Source organism: Rhizobium deserti, assembly GCF_004358025.1.
Taxonomy (GTDB): Bacteria; Pseudomonadota; Alphaproteobacteria; order Rhizobiales; family Rhizobiaceae; genus Neorhizobium; species Neorhizobium deserti.
Genome location: NZ_SMTL01000001.1, coordinates 234,037 through 249,736, shown reverse-complemented (window position 1 = coordinate 249,736; position 15,700 = coordinate 234,037). Strand labels below are relative to the sequence as shown.

Genomic DNA, 15,700 nt, shown 5'->3' with positions numbered 1-15,700 from the left:
TCGGCTGCGGGTTCCAGGAGCCTCATTGAATGTTCGATATCGGTTGGACCGAACTGCTTGTCATCGCCATCGTCTTGATCGTCGTGGTTGGTCCGAAGGACCTGCCGCCGATGCTCAGGGCGTTTGGAAAGATGACGTCTAATCTGCGAAAGATGGCGGGCGAATTCCGTTCGCAGTTCGACGAGGCTCTTCGCGAATCTGAGCTGGACGACGTGCGGCGGACGATTTCGGATGCGCAGCGCCTGAACCCGACCAACGCCCTGCGCGAAGCGATCAACCCGCTTCGCCAGATGGGCCAGGAAATCCGCAACGACCTGCAGAAATCAACCCAAGCGCCGTCCGCTCCCGAGATGACCAAGACCGACATCGAGGCACAGCAGGCTATCGAAGGGGCGGATGACCATCAGGCGCGCCCCGAAACGGCTGATATTTTTCCTTCCACAGCGAGCCCGCTGCCGGCGTCCCCGGTCGTGCCGGTAACGGCGCCGGCCCAGTCGCAGCCCGTCTCCGTTGAGCGCCAGGCATCTGCGCCTGTGGTGGAAAAGCCGAAGGCCGTTCGCAAGGCTCCTGCTAGGGCAAAACCGCCGGCCGAGGCTGCTGCGGCCGGCGAAACCGTTGCCAAGCGCCGGCGCAGCCCCGCCGTAAAATCCATGCCTGACGCGACAAATGGCGAGCTTGCGGCCCCGGCAATGCCGGCCCGCAAACCTGCGCCGAAAAAGACACAGACCCCGAGAGATGACGCATGAGCGGTGAAATCGAAGACAAGCCGCAGCCGCTCATCGAGCATTTGATGGAGCTGCGCACCCGGCTCATCTGGTCGATCGGCGCGTTTTTCCTGGCCTTCGTCATCTGCTTCTTCTTTGCCAAGCAGCTCTTCAATTTCCTGGTCGTTCCTTACAAATGGGCCGTGCTCTGGGCGCATCTGGATCTCGCCAAGTCTGAGCTGATCTATACGGCGCCGCAGGAATTCTTCTTCACCCAGGTCAAGGTGGCGATGTTCGGAGCGCTCGTCGTCGCCTTTCCGGTGATCGCGTCGCAGCTCTACAAGTTCGTCGCTCCCGGCCTTTACAAGAACGAGCGCGCCGCCTTCCTGCCGTTCCTGGTCGCGTCGCCGATCCTCTTCCTGTTGGGTGCAGCACTCGTCTACTTCTTCTTCACGCCCATGGTCATGTGGTTCTTCCTTGCCATGCAGCAGGCGCCAACCGAAGGCGAGGTGGGCATTTCGCTTCTGCCGCGCGTTTCGGAATATCTCAGCCTGATCATGACATTGGTCCTGTCGTTCGGCCTGGTCTTCCAGCTTCCGGTTGTTACCACGCTGCTTGCCCGCGTCGGATTACTCACCAGCGACTGGCTGAGGGAAAAGCGCAAATTCGCCATCGTCCTCGCTTTCGTCGTTGCTGCGGTGCTGACGCCGCCCGATCCCATGTCCCAGATCGGTCTTGCGCTGCCGACCATCCTTCTCTACGAGATTTCCATCTACGCCGCGCGACTCGTCGAGCGCAAACGTGCCGACGACGCTCTCGATGAGCAGGCCTCGTCGGATATTGCGGATGCGGATAAAGCTTAGGCTTTTCCTGTCCTTGCGCGAGTTTGCGGCGTTCCGCTTCAAAGGCTAGGAACGATGCTCGATATCAAGTGGATCCGTGAAAACGAAGCAGCTTTCGACGCGGCGCTGGCAAAGCGTGGCGCCGAACCAATGGCGGCAACGCTATTGGCATTGGACGACACGCGCCGTGCCGTGATCCAGAAGCTTCAGGACATGCAATCGCGCCGCAATTCCGCATCCAAGGAAATTGGCGCCGCAATGGCCCAAAAGAATCCCGAGCTGGCGGAAAAGCTCAAGGCCGAAATGGCGGAACTCAAGGAGACGATGCCGGCGACCGAGCAGCAAGAGCGCGAAGCCGTGGCCGCGCTCGACGATGCGCTGTCGCGCCTTCCCAACATCCCGCTCGACGATGTGCCGGTTGGTAAGGATGAGCACGACAATGTGGTTAAGCGCACGGTGGGCGAAAAGCCACGCTGGAATCACTCTGCCAGGGAGCATTTCGAGATCGGCGAAGCGCTCGGCTATATGGATTTCGAGCGCGCCTCGAAGCTTTCGGGTGCTCGCTTCACTGTCCTGACCGGCCCGCTTGCCAGGCTGGAACGGGCACTCGGCCAGTTCATGATCGACATGCATACGGGTGAGCACGGCTATACGGAAGTCTCGTCACCTTTAATGGTGCGCGACGAGGCCATGTATGGGACGGGGCAACTGCCGAAGTTCGCCGAAGACCTCTTCCGCACAACGGACGGCCGCTGGCTTATTCCCACCGCCGAGGTGACCCTTACCAATCTAGTATCGGCCGAGACGCTGGAGCAGGAAAAGCTGCCGCTGCGCTTCACCGCGCTGACGCCGTCCTTCCGTTCGGAAGCTGGTTCTGCCGGCCGCGATACCCGCGGCATGCTACGCCAGCACCAGTTCTGGAAATGCGAATTGGTCTCTATCACCGATCAGGAAAGCTCCATCGCCGAGCACGAACGCATGACCGAGTGTGCGGAAAACGTCCTGAAGCGGCTGGGTCTGCACTTCCGCACCATGACGTTGTGCACCGGCGACATGGGCTTCGGTGCCCGCAAAACCTACGATATCGAGGTATGGCTTCCAGGTCAGGACGCCTATCGGGAGATTTCCTCCTGCTCGGTCTGCGGCGACTTCCAGGGGCGTCGGATGAATGCCCGCTACCGCGTCAAAGACGAGAAGGCCCTTAAATTCGTCCACACGCTCAACGGGTCCGGCGTCGCAGTCGGGCGCTGCCTGATCGCGGTCATGGAAAACTACCTGAACGAGGATGGATCGATCAGTATTCCGGACGCGCTTCTTCCTTATATGGGCGGGTTGACGAAGCTTGAGCGAGCCGCTTGATGCGGATCCTGCTGACCAATGACGACGGAATCCACGCCGAGGGCCTAGCGGTCCTGGAGCGGATTGCCCGGCAGCTTTCCGATGATGTCTGGATCGTCGCTCCGGAAACCGATCAGAGCGGGCTTGCCCACTCGCTGACATTGTCCGAGCCGCTTCGGCTTCGCCAGCTTGGGGACAAGCGCTTCGCCTTGCGCGGCACACCGACCGACTGCATCATCATGGGCGTCAGCGAGGTTTTGCGCGGCAAGCCAGATCTGGTTCTGTCGGGCGTCAACGACGGTGCCAACATGGCCGACGACGTCACCTATTCGGGAACAGTGGCAGGCGCCATAGAAGGTACGCTTCAGGGCATCCGTTCCTTTGCCCTCAGCCAGGCCGTTCGGCGTGACAACGGCCGCGTCGCGCCTTGGGAAGTGGCCGAAACCTATGCCGCCAATCTGATCCGGAAGCTGAGCGATGTGGAGCTTCCGCCTGGGACCTTCCTCAACCTGAACTTCCCCAATTGTGAACCGCAGGACGTGCAAGGCGTGGAAGTCACCTCTCAGGGCAAGCTGGACTTCGGGCTTGAAATCGATGCACGAGAAGATGGTCGCGGCCGGCCCTATTACTGGCTGCGGTTCTCGGACCGGAAAAGTCAGTTCAAGGAAGGCACGGACATCCAGGCCCTCAAGGAGAACAAGATCTCCGTGACGCCGCTCAAGCTCGACATGACGGATTACTCGGTTCAAGATCGCATCGCGTCTGCCTTAGACTTGGGAGTGTCCGGTTGAAATCAGGCATGGTCGAGAAAGAGGGATTTGCCGCGCTTGTGCTGCGCCTTCGCTCAGAAGGGATTTCCGATCTCGATCTGCTGACGGCGGTCGAGCAGACGCCGCGATCGCAATTCGTGCCAGCTTCCCTGTCGGACGATGCCTATTCCAGCCGAACCGTGCCGATCGACTGCGGCGCCTTCATGGAAGGGGCTGACCTAAGTGTGCGGCTGCTACACCGGCTTCAAGTGAAGCCTGGGCATCGAGTGCTCGAGATCGGCACTGGCAGCGGGTTCACGGCCGCGGTGATGGGTAGGATTGCGGAGCGCGTCCTAACCGTCGAGCGCTACCGAACGCTGGTTGTCGCGGCGCAGGCCCGCATGGAGGCGCTCGGTCTGCGCAATGTCGTCGTCCGGCAGGCCGACGGCAGCAATGGCATGCCGGGTGACGGGACTTTCGACAGGATCTTCGTCACGACCGCCTTCGTTTCGCTGCCGCGCTTTTATGCCGAGCAGTTGACCCATGGCGGCTCCATGGTCGCACCCTTGATGACCGAAGGCGACACCTGCATGATGACGCGCCTGACCAAGACGGGCAGCCGGTTTGAGCGTGAAGATCTCTTCCCCGTGCCCTTCCTGCCGATCATTCCGCAGGTCGCTTCGGCCCTCTAGATGGTTCCTAGCCTGGGAAGCAGCTTTGCAGGTCATGGTTATCAATCTCTCAAAAAACTGATCGTCGCGGCCTCTCCTTAACCCTGCAGTAAGACTAACGCGCTTTAATGACTCCAACGATGGTTGCGTCATTTGTAGGTCGAGTCATGCGGATCAAGAGTTCTCCGAAGTTCGGAACATCAGTAGTTAAGTTCGCTGTTGCGGCCTTGTTGGCCAGTGTGGCGACAGGCTGCAGTTCGGATGCAAGCCGCTTCTCAGGTTTGTTTTCAAAAACGGACAACATGACCACTGCGTCTATCCCGCAGCGTCAGGTGAACGGAGCTTACGGGCAGGCTCCCACGCCTCGGGGAGATCTCAATTCTGCACAGGGTCTGCCCCCGGTTGCGCAGGGCGACTATGGCACGCGCTCTTCGGCGGTCAATCAGCCTTATCCTGGCAATTCCGGCTATAGCTCGCCGGTCCGCGCCGCGGTTGCTCCGGTTTCGGTTCAGCGCTCGGAGCTTTCCTCTCCGACGGCCTCGACGGCTCCGGTTGCCGCATCGCGCAGCATGCCCGTTGTCGAAGACGAGCCGATGAACCGCAAGCAGGCCATGGCGCAGCCCTTCCCGGGACGTTCGCCCGCCAGCCAGTCGTTGACTGTTCCGTCTGCCCAGTCCAAGGCTGACAGCGTCGTGACCGGCACGATTAAGCCGATGTCCGGCTGGTCGACGGTCAACGCGCCCAAGGTCACCATCCGACCCGGTGAGACTGCCGCGACGCTTTCGAAGCGCTATGGCGTGCCTGAAAAGGAAATACTGAAGGCCAATGGTGGCACTTTGTCGCCCGGCCAGTCGGTCATCATCCCGACCTTCGGTCCGGCCCGCAATTCCGCGAAGACCGCAGCCAGCGATATCGACCTGCAGAACAATGCACCTGCGCCGGCTCGCGAGCCCGAACAGAAAATTGCCGTCCTGCCGACGGCCAACCGTGACAAGGCGCTCGGCGAACCGGCCAGGCTCACGCCTCCCGGCGGCAAGCCTCTGGGTGGCAGCTATGTGGTCAAGCCTGGCGACAGCCTCGCAAAGATCGCTAAGGCGACCGGTACCCCGATCGATCAGCTGAAGGCAGCCAACGGCCTAACATCTGAGGGCGTTCGCGTCGGCCAGACCCTCAAGGTTGTATCGGATGCAGCATCAGCTGATCCGGTTAAGACGGCATCCATTCCGGAAAAGCCCGCCGCAGCGCCGAAACCCGTCGCTGCAGCCGCTCCGGTCGCCGCGCTCGCATCTGCCGCTCCGGTAACTGCGTCTGCTCCGGCAGCGGCCAAGCCGGCCGCCGAAACCGCTTCGCTCACCGATGTCGAGAAGAAGTCCGATGTTTCCGCCGCGGCTCCGCAATCGACTGGCATCGGCAAATATCGCTGGCCGGTCAGTGGCGCGGTGATTGCCGGCTACGGCGCGAATGTCGACGGTAATCGCAATGACGGCATCGATATCTCGGTTCCGGAAGGCACGCCGATCAAGGCAGCCGAAAATGGCGTGGTCATCTATGCCGGCAACGGGCTGAAGCAGCTCGGCAATACGGTTCTGGTGCGTCACGACGACGGCAAGGTCACCGTCTACGGCCACGCCGGCAATATCAGCGTTGCCCGCGGCCAGAAGGTTACACGCGGCCAGACGGTCGCCTCGTCCGGCATGAGTGGCGACGCCAAGCGCCCGCAGGTGCACTTCGAGGTCCGCAAGGACGCTACGCCGGTCAACCCGATCACTTTCCTTGAATAATGTAGTGCGTTTCAAGGGGGACGACGAAAAAGCCCGGCATTGCCGGGCTTTTTTGCATCTATGTCCTAGGTAAGCGGATGAAGATATTATTCGCGGTTGAGCGGTTTTCTCAGCCGACCCGCCAGATCCTGGATATACTGCCAAGCAACGCGTCCGGACCGCCCGCCGCGGGTTGTTGCCCATTCCAGAGCTTCATGGTGCAGCCTTTGACGAGCCAGATCGAGCTGAAAATGATCCGCATAGCCGTCGATCATCGTCAGATAATCGTGCTGGTTACATTTATGGAAGCCCAGCCAGAGGCCGAACCGATCCGATAAGGAAACCTTCTCCTCGACCGCTTCGGAAGGATTGATCGCTGTCGACTGCTCGTTTTCCATCATATGGCGCGGCAGAAGGTGACGGCGGTTGGATGTGGCATAGAAGAGGACGTTGTCGGGTCGCCCTTCGATACCGCCGTCGAGCGCCGCCTTCAGAGACTTGTAGGCGGTGTCGTCATGATCAAAGGAAAGGTCGTCACAAAAGACGATGATCCTCTGGCCCGATGACTTAAGTATATCGAGTAGGCCCGGCAGCGAGGCGATATCCTCGCGATGCACTTCAACAAGCTTCAAAGGCGTGCCGCTAGAGGCACGGACATCCGCATGTACGGCCTTGACCAGTGATGATTTCCCCATGCCGCGGGCACCCCATAGAAGCACATTGTTCGCAGCAAATCCTTCGGCGAAGCGCAGCGTGTTCTCGTGCAGTATATCGCGCACATGATCGACGCCGCGGATCAGCGTGAGTGCGACACGATTGGGTCGCGGCACGGGTTGCAGACGCTGGTTGGCCGGCACCCAAACAAAACAATCCGCAGCTTCCCAATCATTGACGGCCGGTGGCGGGCCGGCTAGCCGTTCCAGCGCAGTGGCAAGCCGGCGAATCTCTGTCAGAATCAGGGTGTTGATGTCTTCGCTCATGATCTTCTCCGCTCTGTTCGGGCGCTTGGGCTGAGGTAACATGGCAACCGGTGTACCAAAAGCCGCAGAGCCGTGGATTTGGTACGGCATCTGGCCGCTTTCTGTTGCATTCGCGCCCATCGCAACTATATTCCGGCGGCTTATCACGGGGGCCGCCGTCTCCGGTAATCTTAGGAGTTCTTGATGTTCATTACCGACGCATTCGCCCAGGCAGGCGCCGCCGCCCCGGCAGGATCCGGGACCGATTCCATCCTGCAGATGGTGATGCTTTTCGCCCCCCTGATGGTGGTCTGGTATTTCTTCCTGATCCGCCCACAGCGCGCCCAGGCGAAAAAGCGGCAGGACACCCTGTCGAATATCCGCCGCGGTGACCAAGTTGTGTTGGGTGGCGGTCTCGTTGGCAAGGTGACCAAGGTTATCGACGACAACGAGGTCGAAGTCGAGATTGCCGATGGGGTCAAAGTTCGTGCAATGCGCACCTATATCGCGGAAGTGCGGGTAAAGGGTGAGCCGGTGAAGGCCGAAGCGGCATCCTGATCGTCGCGGCCCGCTTCTGCGGGTCTTCTGTTATTTCGAAACTTACGGCCGAGCCGGCGAAGGGAAGTGACGATCATGGCAAAAGGGATCGAGATCCGCGAAGCCCATTTTCCTGGTCGCGCCCCCCTCGATGCTTATGGCAATGGCGGCTTTCGCTTTGCAGACATGTCCCATCGCGGTTCCCTTCTATGCCTCCCTTCAGGCATTCACGGTTGGGACATCGAGGAGGGGCAGGCGCTTACGGTTGCCACCTTCATGAAAGTCTTGGAGGAAGCCCAGCAGATCGAAGTGCTGCTGGTGGGGACAGGGTTGAACCTGCGCCCCATCCCGGCAGATGTCAGGGCTGCTCTCAAGGCCAGAGGCATAGCTTCCGACCCAATGGGAACGGGTGCCGCGGTGCGGACCTATAATATCATGCTGGCGGAATCGCGTGCCGTAGCAGCTGCTCTTATTGCGGTGTGACCATGGCAGAGGCCAATGCCACGCAGCAGGTTTGCCTCGAAACCCTGCGCGAAACGGATCGCGACCGTTATCTCGCCTGCCTTCTGTCTCCCGAAAACAAGCGCGGTGCGCTCGCCGCTCTCTACGCCTTCAACGCGGAAATTGCGCGGGTGAGGGACGTGGTGCGCGAACCCTTGCCCGGAGAAATCCGGCTGCAATGGTGGCGTGATCTTTTGGAGGGAGGAGCTCAAGGCGACCCCGGTGGCAATCCGGTTGCGGCCGGCCTTCTCGCTGCCATCGATGCGCATCATCTGCCGCACAAGACGCTGCTCGACATGATCGATGCCCGCATATTCGATCTTTATGACGACGTGCTGGAGGATCGCCATGCTTTGGAAGGCTATGCAGGTGAAACCGCGTCGGCCCTCATCCAGCTCGCAAGCCTCATCCTGTCGCCCAATGACGCGCCCCGTTCGGCGGAGGCGGCGGGGCATGCGGGCGTGGCGCAGGCGATAGCCGGGTCTATCCTCTTGCTGCCCATCCACCAACGCCGCGGGCAGCTCTATATCCCTCTCGATATTCTTGCAGCCACGGGGCTCGACCGCATTGCCTTTTTGTCGGGCGAAGACAAGCCTCGCATCGCTGCGGCAGTCGAGGCCTTCGCCGGCCTTGGAATGGAGCATCTGGCAAAGGCGCGCGGCGCCGGTCCCGTGCCGCCTGCCGTTTTTCCAGCCTTCCTGCCGCTCGCCTCGACCGAAGCCGTACTCAAACGCGCCAAGCGCATGGGTGCGGATACGCTAAGCCAAGGGATCAACAATGCCCAGTGGCGACGGCAGCTGCGGATGCTCCAGGCCGTAATGCGCAAGCGCTTCTAGCACTACATTCGCGCAAGCCTCGGCTGCTAGGCCTGCCGTGACCACAGCCCATGCCATTACAGGAGAAGCGGTGTGAGCCCTTACATTACCTGGTGCATTTTCATAGCCTTGATCCTGGCGCTTGCCTATTACTCCACGCGCGTGGCGCGGGCGAGCGATGAGGACGGGCTGCGCGATACTGGTATGGCCATCCTGCAATTCGGCCGCGCCTTTCCCGACGAAGCCATACGAAACCTTCACGTGACGGCCGACGGCAATGTGATCTTCGTTCGCCTGCATGACAACAAGGCCGGCTTCATGCGCAACAACAGCAATCACTTCGCCTGCTATCTCATCCGGCCCGGTCGGGTGCGGATCACGCCGCTGGCCAGCGCAAAGGGCTTCGACGCCGAATTCCTCGACGCTCCGAGCCAAAACGGCAGTTTTGTTTTCGCGAGCGAGAAAGAGGCCGCGGAGGTCTCCCTGTGGCTACTGGACAATTACGTCAGCGTGGCTGATCACACGACTTCGCAAATGGGCTCCATCAGCCGCGACCAAGCCAGTGAGAACAATCCTTGAGGGCACGAGCGGCAAGCAATTGCCGTTTCATGATCGTCTTGTCCTTACCCCGAAAACGCTTCATCCCTTCCGGCCTCACAATCGATCCGGGCTCGAGTTCCGGAAACAGTCCGAAATTGACGTTCATCGGCTGAAACGAGCGTTTTCCCGGTTCATCATTCGATACCAGATGGCCGCCGGTAATGTGGCTGAGAAGCGCGCCGAAGGCGGTGGTGGCAGGAGGCGCAACCGTGGGCTCGCCCCTTCGCTCCGCTGCCGCGAAACGGCCGGCGAGCAGGCCAATCGCAGCACTTTCCACATAGCCTTCGCATCCGGTGATCTGCCCGGCAAACCGGAGGCCTGGGCGGCTCTTCAGGGTCAGCGTCTTGTCAAGAAGAACGGGCGACTGGATATAGGTGTTGCGGTGCAATCCGCCGAGACGGGCGAACTCGGCATTCTGAAGGCCCGGTATCATCCGGAAGATCTCCGCCTGCGCGCCGTATTTCAGTTTCGTCTGAAAGCCGACCATGTTGTAAAGGGTGCCAAGGGCGTTGTCCTGCCGCAACTGCACCACGGCGTAAGCCTTGACGGTGGGAGCGTGGGCATTGGTCAGCCCCATCGGCTTCATCGGGCCGTGCCGCAGGGTTTCCCGTCCGCGCTCCGCCATGACTTCGATCGGCAGGCACCCGTCGAAATAGGGCGTGCCTTCCCACTCCTTAAAGCCGACCGTATCACCCTCAATCAAAGCGTCCACGAAAGCGTTATACTGCTGCTCATCCAGAGGGCAGTTGATATAGTCCTTACCCGTACCGCCCGGGCCGACCTTGTCATAGCGCGACTGGTACCAGCAGATATCCATGTCGATGGAGTCCCGGTGGACGATCGGCGCTATGGCATCGAAAAAGGCAAGATGCTCCTCACCGGTTTCCGCTTGGATGGCTTGCGCCAGGGCGGGAGACGTCAGGGGACCCGTTGCGACGACCGCAAGGTCCCACTCCTTCGGGGGAAGTCCCTGGACTTCCTCGCGAACTACCTCAATCAGCGGATGGCGCTCTATCGATTCGGTAACTGCCTGGGCAAAGCCCTCGCGGTCGACGGCGAGCGCGCCGCCAGCCGGAACCTGATTGCGATCGGCGCAGGCCATGATCAGCGAATTTGCGAGCCGCATCTCCGCATGGATGACGCCAACGGCATTGGCTGTCGCATCATCCGACCGGAAGGAATTGGAACAAACGAGCTCCGCCAGGCTATCGGTCTGGTGCGCGTCGGTGCCACGCACGCCACGCATCTCGTGGAGGATGACAGGGATGCCAGCCTGCGCGATCTGCCAAGCAGCTTCAGAGCCGGCCAGACCGCCGCCGACGATGTGAATGGGGGAAAAGAAGTTATTGTTCATGGGCGGCGTCCATATCACGGGGATGGCAGGACCGGAAACAAAAAGGCACCTCAGAGGGTGCCTTTGATCGTTCCTGCCGCCGCGCAGGATAGTCGTATGTTAATCCGCTGCAGCGGCTTCATGCCGCGCGCATCCGCCTTCGAAGGAGCGAATTAGCGGAAGGAGCGTGCGGCGATGTGACGGATGTCGTAGCGGGTCAAACCGATGTCGCTGAGGGCTTGGTTGGAAAGATTGCCAAGCTCATTCATCGTACGGCGGTAGCTGATCCAGTTCTTCGCGATGCGGATCGGGTTCATGGTCGTTTCCTCGAGATCTTGTCCTGGTGATCTTGTGTCACCAGCGATGGCGCTCCTATACATCCGCACAACAAGCATGTGCAGTGCAAAAAATGTGCGACTGCCATGCAAATGTGCAATGAGTTGGCGATTTTTTCGCCTGAGCCTTTAAAAGGGGCACCTGAACAGCGCTCAAAATCTGCCACGACCACAAACGAAAAACGCCTCCCGAGGGAGGCGTTTTTCGTCGTTGATATCAATGAAATTTTAGAAGCCGACCGCAGTCCGGGCAACGCGACGGATGTCGGCGCGGCCGATACCGAGGTCGCTGAGTTCGCGGTCGGTCATGCGGCCGAGCTCGGTAACGGTTTCGCGGTATTTGCGCCAGCTGCTGAGTTTCTTTGCAATGTTCATAACGGATCCCCTTCAAAGCCTGACCAGTGCCGCTTGGCTCCGGTCTAAATCTACTAATCGTTTTAAATGCTGCAGTGCGCTCTGAAAAGCGTGCTTTCGGTATGCCACCTATGCATTCGGCGCATCGCAAGCTTCTTGAGCAGCCTTGGCAAAGAGCATGTGGCTGAAAATTAAGCATCTAGGGGAGCCGTAATACGACAACGCCCACCGGAGGGAGGAGGTCCGGTGGGCGTCGTTTGATGCGACTGGCGATAGGGAGGAGGAGGACGCCAGTCCATCGGATCGCGCCGGGAGGAGGAGGGCGCTGTCCGAATGTCGTTCGCTAAGCCCGGAGAATGAGCCGGCCTTGACACCGCTGTGCTGCCAAACCCGCAACTGAGCGGGCCGGTTCTAAGCTATGCCGCCGCTTAAATTGTGCGGCGCAACAAAAATGCCTATTATGCGGCTGCTGCATGGCTACGTAGGTGCTGTACTTCATTCTAAACATTAGAATTAAATAAAACGTAAAGTGCCCAGTCCCGGCCGTTGCGGATCCGTGGGAACGCCGCTTTGTAGGGCTTATGGGCGCATGCCAAAAAAGCGTCATTTTCCCTTTGCGCCCGCTGAAACGGGTGATATAGAGACGCGCGCTCCGGAAGGCCCCCATGCGGGGATTTTCGAGCGGTTTGGGCGCGGGTATGGTGAAATTGGTAGACACGCCAGATTTAGGTTCTGGTGCCGCAAGGCGTGGGAGTTCAAGTCTCTCTACCCGCACCAGAGCCGCCGGGGGTGCTTGTTGCACCGGGTTCCTGGCAGGTTGATGCGCTCCAAGCCGCGGCTGGTCACTTTGAAGTTCCGGTGGTGTGCTCATTGAAACGAACGGCTGTCTGGGCACCGCCGCCACGATAGAAGGTATTAAAATGCAAGTTACCGAAACGCTCGCTGAAGGGCTGAAGCGCGAAATCAAAGTCGTCATTCCGAAGCAGGACATGGAGGCGCAGCTTAACGTTCGCCTCGCCGATGCAAAGGACAAGGTCCGCATCAACGGTTTCCGTCCTGGTAAAGTGCCGGTCGCCCATCTGAAGAAGATGTACGGCAAGTCCATCATGGCCGAACTCGTCAACGAGATCGTTCGTGAGCGTCCGACGCAAATCCTTTCCGAGCGCGGTGAAAAATCCGCAACTCAGCCTTCTGTCGGCATGACCGAGGACGAGGCCGAAGCCGAAAAGATCCTGAACGCACAGGCCGACTTCGAATTCACGCTGTCCTACGAAGTCATCCCGCCGATCGAACTGAAGTCGACCGATGGCCTCTCTGTGACCCGCGAAGTCGTTGAAGTGTCGGAAGACGAAGTCAACGAGCAGATCCTCAAGATCGCTGAAAGCGCGCGCAGCTTCGAAACCAAGGCTGGCGAAGCCGCTGACGGCGATCGCGTCACCATGAACTATCTCGGCAAGGTGGATGGCGAAGCCTTTGATGGCGGTGCAGCCGAGGATGCCGAACTTGTTATCGGTTCCGGCCGTTTCATTCCTGGCTTCGAAGACCAGTTGGTCGGCGTCAAGGCCGGCGATGAAAAGACGATTACCGTTACGTTCCCGAGCGAATATCCGGCTGCAAACCTGGCTGGCAAGGACGCGACCTTCGACATCACCGTCAAGGAAGTTGCCGCTCCGGCTTCGGTTGAGATCAATGACGAACTTGCTTCGAAGCTCGGCATCGAATCGGCAGATCGCCTGCGCGAAATCGTTCGGGGTCAGATCGAAAGCCAGTATGGCAATGTGACCCGCCAGAAGGTGAAGAGGCAGATCCTCGATCAGCTCGACGAGATGTACAAGTTCGACACGCCGCAGGGCCTGGTCGACGCCGAGTTCGAGAACATCTGGCGTCAGATCAACACGGACCTGCAGCAGTCGGGCAAGACTTTCGAAGACGAAGAAACCACCGAGGAAGAAGCTCGCGCGGAATACCGCAAGCTTGCCGAGCGTCGCGTTCGTCTGGGCCTGGTTCTTTCCGAGATCGGCGAAAAGGCCGGTGTCGAAGTAACCGAAGAAGAAATGCAGCGTGCGCTTTATGCCCAGTTGCAGCAGTTCCCGGGCCAGCAGAAGGAGATCCTCGATTTCTTCCGCAACACGCCTGGTGCATCGGCCTCGCTGCGCGCCCCGATATTCGAAGAAAAGGTCGTCGACCAGCTGCTTTCCGAGATCAATGTCACGGACAAGACCGTGACCAAGGAAGAGCTGATGGCGGAAGAGGAAGGCAATTCCGACAGCGCTACCAAGCCTGCCAAGAAGTCTGCTTCGAAGAAGAAGGCTGCCAAGGCCGAAACGGCGTCTGCCGAAGGCGCCGAAACGGCGGACGAGGCTGAAGAAGCCGCTGCTCCTAAGAAGAAGGCCGCTTCGAAGAAGAAGGCTGCTGAAGACAGCGCCGAATAAGCTTCGTAAAGACAAGTTAGAAAGCCGGATCGGCAACGATCCGGCTTTTTTGTTGTGATGAACCCACCGAAGTCCTGCGCCCATGATCCGTATCGAAAACATCAGCAAGTCGAACAGCCATCGCATCCTTTATATCGAGGCCTCTGCGGCCTTGAACCGTGGCGAGAAAGTCGGCCTTGTCGGCCCGAACGGTGCCGGCAAGACGACGCTCTTCCGGATGATTACCGGTGCGGACATACCGGACGAAGGGCAGGTCGCCGTCGAGAAGAATGTCTCCATCGGCTATTTCAACCAGGATGTCGGTGAGATGTCCGGGCGCAGTGCAGTGACGGAGGTCATGGATGGCGCAGGCCCGGTGAGCACGATTGCGGCAGAGCTGCGAGAGCTGGAAGCGGCCATGGTCGATCCGGACCGGATGGATGAGATGGACGCGATCATTGAGCGCTACGGCGAAGTCCAAGCCCGTTACGAAGAACTGGATGGCTACGGCCTCGAGGCGCGTGCTCGAGAAGTTCTCGCGGGCCTCAGCTTTAGCCAGGAGATGATGGACGGCGATGTCGGAAAACTTTCCGGCGGCTGGAAGATGCGCGTTGCGCTTGCCCGCATTCTCCTCATGCGTCCCGATGTCATGCTGCTCGACGAGCCCTCGAACCATCTGGATCTCGAAAGTCTGATCTGGCTGGAATCCTTCCTTAAGGGTTATGACGGCGCATTGCTGATGACCTCGCATGACCGGGAGTTCATGAACCGCATCGTTACCAAGATCATCGAGATCGACGCCGGCTCGCTCAACTCTTATTCGGGCGATTACGGCTTCTACGAGGAGCAGCGCGCGCTCAACGAAAGGCACCAGCAGTCCCAGTTCGAGCGCCAGCAGGCGATGCTCGCCAAGGAAATCAAATTCATCGAGCGTTTCAAGGCCCGCGCCAGCCACGCCTCGCAGGTGCAGAGCCGCGTCAAGAAACTCGACAAGATCGAGCGTGTCGAGCCGCCGAAGCGCCGCCAGACCGTGGCCTTCGAATTCCAGCCGCCACCGCGTTCGGGCGAAGACGTCGTCAATCTCAAGGGCGTGCACAAAAGCTACGGCAGCCGGACGATCTATGAAGACCTGGATTTCATGATCCGCCGCAAAGAACGCTGGTGCATCATGGGCATCAACGGCGCCGGCAAATCGACGCTTCTCAAACTGATCGCCGGCTCGACCGAGCCGGACCAGGGCCGCGTCGCACTTGGTGCCAGCGTCAAGATGGGCTATTTCGCGCAGCACGCCATGGATGTGCTGGATGGCGATCTGACCGTGTTCGAATGGCTGGAAGCGGAATTTCCGCGGGCGGGGCAGGGCTCTTTACGAGCGCTGGCCGGCTGTTTTGGTTTCTCCGGCGACGATATCGAGAAGAAATGCCGGGTTCTTTCAGGCGGCGAGAAGGCGCGGCTGGTGATGGCCGCCATGCTGTTCGATCCGCCAAATTTCCTCGTCCTCGACGAGCCGACCAACCATCTGGATCTCGACACCAAGGAAATGCTGATCAAGGCGCTGTCGGAATACGAAGGCACGATGCTGTTCGTCAGCCATGACCGGCATTTTCTCGCCGAGCTGTCGAACCGGGTGCTGGAGCTGACGCCGGAAGGCATTCATCGGTATGACGGCGGCTATCTAGAATATGTGGCGCGCACCGGCTACGAGGCACCTGGACTAGGTGCCTGACGAAGCCGGGGAAGAAAGCGAACGTTATCCGTATTGCAACTGATGGCCACGAGCGAGAACAGCCG

The 15,700-nt window shown here is 59.8% G+C and carries 16 protein-coding genes and 1 tRNA gene; 13 read left to right on the top strand and 4 right to left on the bottom strand.

What is annotated here, in order from left to right; all coding sequences use genetic code 11:
* The first annotated feature begins 29 nt into the window (after positions 1–29).
* From tatB to E2F50_RS01310, 6 genes are all read left to right on the top strand, one after another.
* Positions 30–746, top strand: coding sequence for a Sec-independent protein translocase protein TatB (gene tatB / locus E2F50_RS01335; protein ID WP_133314267.1), 717 nt, complete (start codon positions 30–32; stop codon positions 744–746).
* Complete coding sequence (gene tatC, locus E2F50_RS01330; protein ID WP_133314266.1) at positions 743–1,567, top strand: twin-arginine translocase subunit TatC; 825 nt, start codon at positions 743–745, stop codon at positions 1,565–1,567. The genes tatB and tatC overlap by 4 nt, the downstream gene beginning before the upstream one ends.
* 54 nt (positions 1,568–1,621) lie before the next feature.
* On the top strand, positions 1,622–2,905 hold the full coding sequence (gene serS, locus E2F50_RS01325) for a serine--tRNA ligase (protein WP_133314265.1): 1,284 nt from the start codon (positions 1,622–1,624) through the stop codon (positions 2,903–2,905).
* The gene (gene surE / locus E2F50_RS01320) at positions 2,905–3,675 is read left to right on the top strand and encodes a 5'/3'-nucleotidase SurE (RefSeq protein WP_133314264.1); all 771 of its coding nucleotides are present in this window, start codon (positions 2,905–2,907) and stop codon (positions 3,673–3,675) included. The genes serS and surE overlap by 1 nt, the downstream gene beginning before the upstream one ends.
* An 8-nt stretch (positions 3,676–3,683) precedes the next feature.
* Positions 3,684–4,325: a protein-L-isoaspartate(D-aspartate) O-methyltransferase gene (locus E2F50_RS01315; protein ID WP_425375363.1), complete on the top strand. Its 642-nt coding sequence runs from the start codon at positions 3,684–3,686 to the stop codon at positions 4,323–4,325.
* 119 nt (positions 4,326–4,444) lie between these two features.
* Positions 4,445–6,085, top strand: a complete 1,641-nt coding sequence (locus tag E2F50_RS01310) for a peptidoglycan DD-metalloendopeptidase family protein (protein WP_161973942.1) — start codon at positions 4,445–4,447, stop codon at positions 6,083–6,085.
* A gap of 86 nt (positions 6,086–6,171) precedes the next feature.
* Here E2F50_RS01310 and E2F50_RS01305 read toward each other — a convergent pair whose 3' ends face one another.
* Positions 6,172–7,044 carry an ATP-binding protein gene (locus tag E2F50_RS01305; protein WP_161973940.1) on the bottom strand — a complete coding sequence of 291 codons (873 nt, stop codon included), beginning with the start codon at positions 7,042–7,044 and terminating at the stop codon, positions 6,172–6,174.
* Between the two features lie 183 nt (positions 7,045–7,227).
* On the opposite strand from E2F50_RS01305, the gene yajC reads away from it, so the two are divergent.
* The 4 genes from yajC (at position 7,228) to E2F50_RS01285 (ending at position 9,455) form a co-directional block, all read left to right on the top strand.
* The gene (gene yajC, locus E2F50_RS01300) at positions 7,228–7,581 is read left to right on the top strand and encodes a preprotein translocase subunit YajC (RefSeq protein WP_133314261.1); all 354 of its coding nucleotides are present in this window, start codon (positions 7,228–7,230) and stop codon (positions 7,579–7,581) included.
* Between the two features lie 75 nt (positions 7,582–7,656).
* On the top strand, positions 7,657–8,043 hold the full coding sequence (locus E2F50_RS01295) for an Mth938-like domain-containing protein (RefSeq protein ID WP_133314260.1): 387 nt from the start codon (positions 7,657–7,659) through the stop codon (positions 8,041–8,043).
* A 2-nt stretch (positions 8,044–8,045) separates the two neighbouring features.
* A complete protein-coding gene (locus tag E2F50_RS01290; protein ID WP_133314259.1) occupies positions 8,046–8,897 on the top strand; it encodes a phytoene/squalene synthase family protein in 852 nt (283 codons plus the stop codon).
* Between the two features lie 72 nt (positions 8,898–8,969).
* Entirely contained in the window at positions 8,970–9,455 is a 486-nt protein-coding gene (locus E2F50_RS01285; RefSeq protein ID WP_245515251.1) for a hypothetical protein, read from the top strand.
* On the opposite strand, the gene trmFO is transcribed toward E2F50_RS01285, so the two are convergent.
* The 3 genes from trmFO to E2F50_RS01270 all read right to left on the bottom strand — a co-directional run bounded on the left by trmFO (position 9,421) and on the right by E2F50_RS01270 (position 11,519).
* Positions 9,421–10,830, bottom strand: a complete 1,410-nt coding sequence (trmFO, locus tag E2F50_RS01280) for a methylenetetrahydrofolate--tRNA-(uracil(54)-C(5))-methyltransferase (FADH(2)-oxidizing) TrmFO (RefSeq protein ID WP_133314258.1) — start codon at positions 10,828–10,830, stop codon at positions 9,421–9,423. The genes E2F50_RS01285 and trmFO overlap by 35 nt on opposite strands.
* 152 nt (positions 10,831–10,982) lie before the next feature.
* Complete coding sequence (locus E2F50_RS01275) at positions 10,983–11,126, bottom strand: DUF1127 domain-containing protein (RefSeq protein WP_133314257.1); 144 nt, start codon at positions 11,124–11,126, stop codon at positions 10,983–10,985.
* Positions 11,127–11,372: 246 nt separating this feature from the next.
* Positions 11,373–11,519, bottom strand: a complete 147-nt coding sequence (locus tag E2F50_RS01270) for a DUF1127 domain-containing protein (RefSeq protein ID WP_133314256.1) — start codon at positions 11,517–11,519, stop codon at positions 11,373–11,375.
* Positions 11,520–12,190: 671 nt separating this feature from the next.
* Between E2F50_RS01270 and E2F50_RS01265 the strand changes: the two genes are divergently transcribed.
* The 3 genes from E2F50_RS01265 to E2F50_RS01255 all read left to right on the top strand — a co-directional run bounded on the left by E2F50_RS01265 (position 12,191) and on the right by E2F50_RS01255 (position 15,635).
* Positions 12,191–12,275, top strand: a tRNA-Leu gene (locus E2F50_RS01265).
* 143 nt (positions 12,276–12,418) lie between these two features.
* A complete protein-coding gene (gene tig, locus E2F50_RS01260; RefSeq protein WP_133314255.1) occupies positions 12,419–13,930 on the top strand; it encodes a trigger factor in 1,512 nt (503 codons plus the stop codon).
* Between the two features lie 82 nt (positions 13,931–14,012).
* Positions 14,013–15,635 (top strand): ABC-F family ATP-binding cassette domain-containing protein, encoded by a 1,623-nt coding sequence (locus E2F50_RS01255; RefSeq protein WP_133314254.1) that lies wholly within the window; start codon positions 14,013–14,015, stop codon positions 15,633–15,635.
* Positions 15,636–15,700 lie beyond the last annotated feature (65 nt).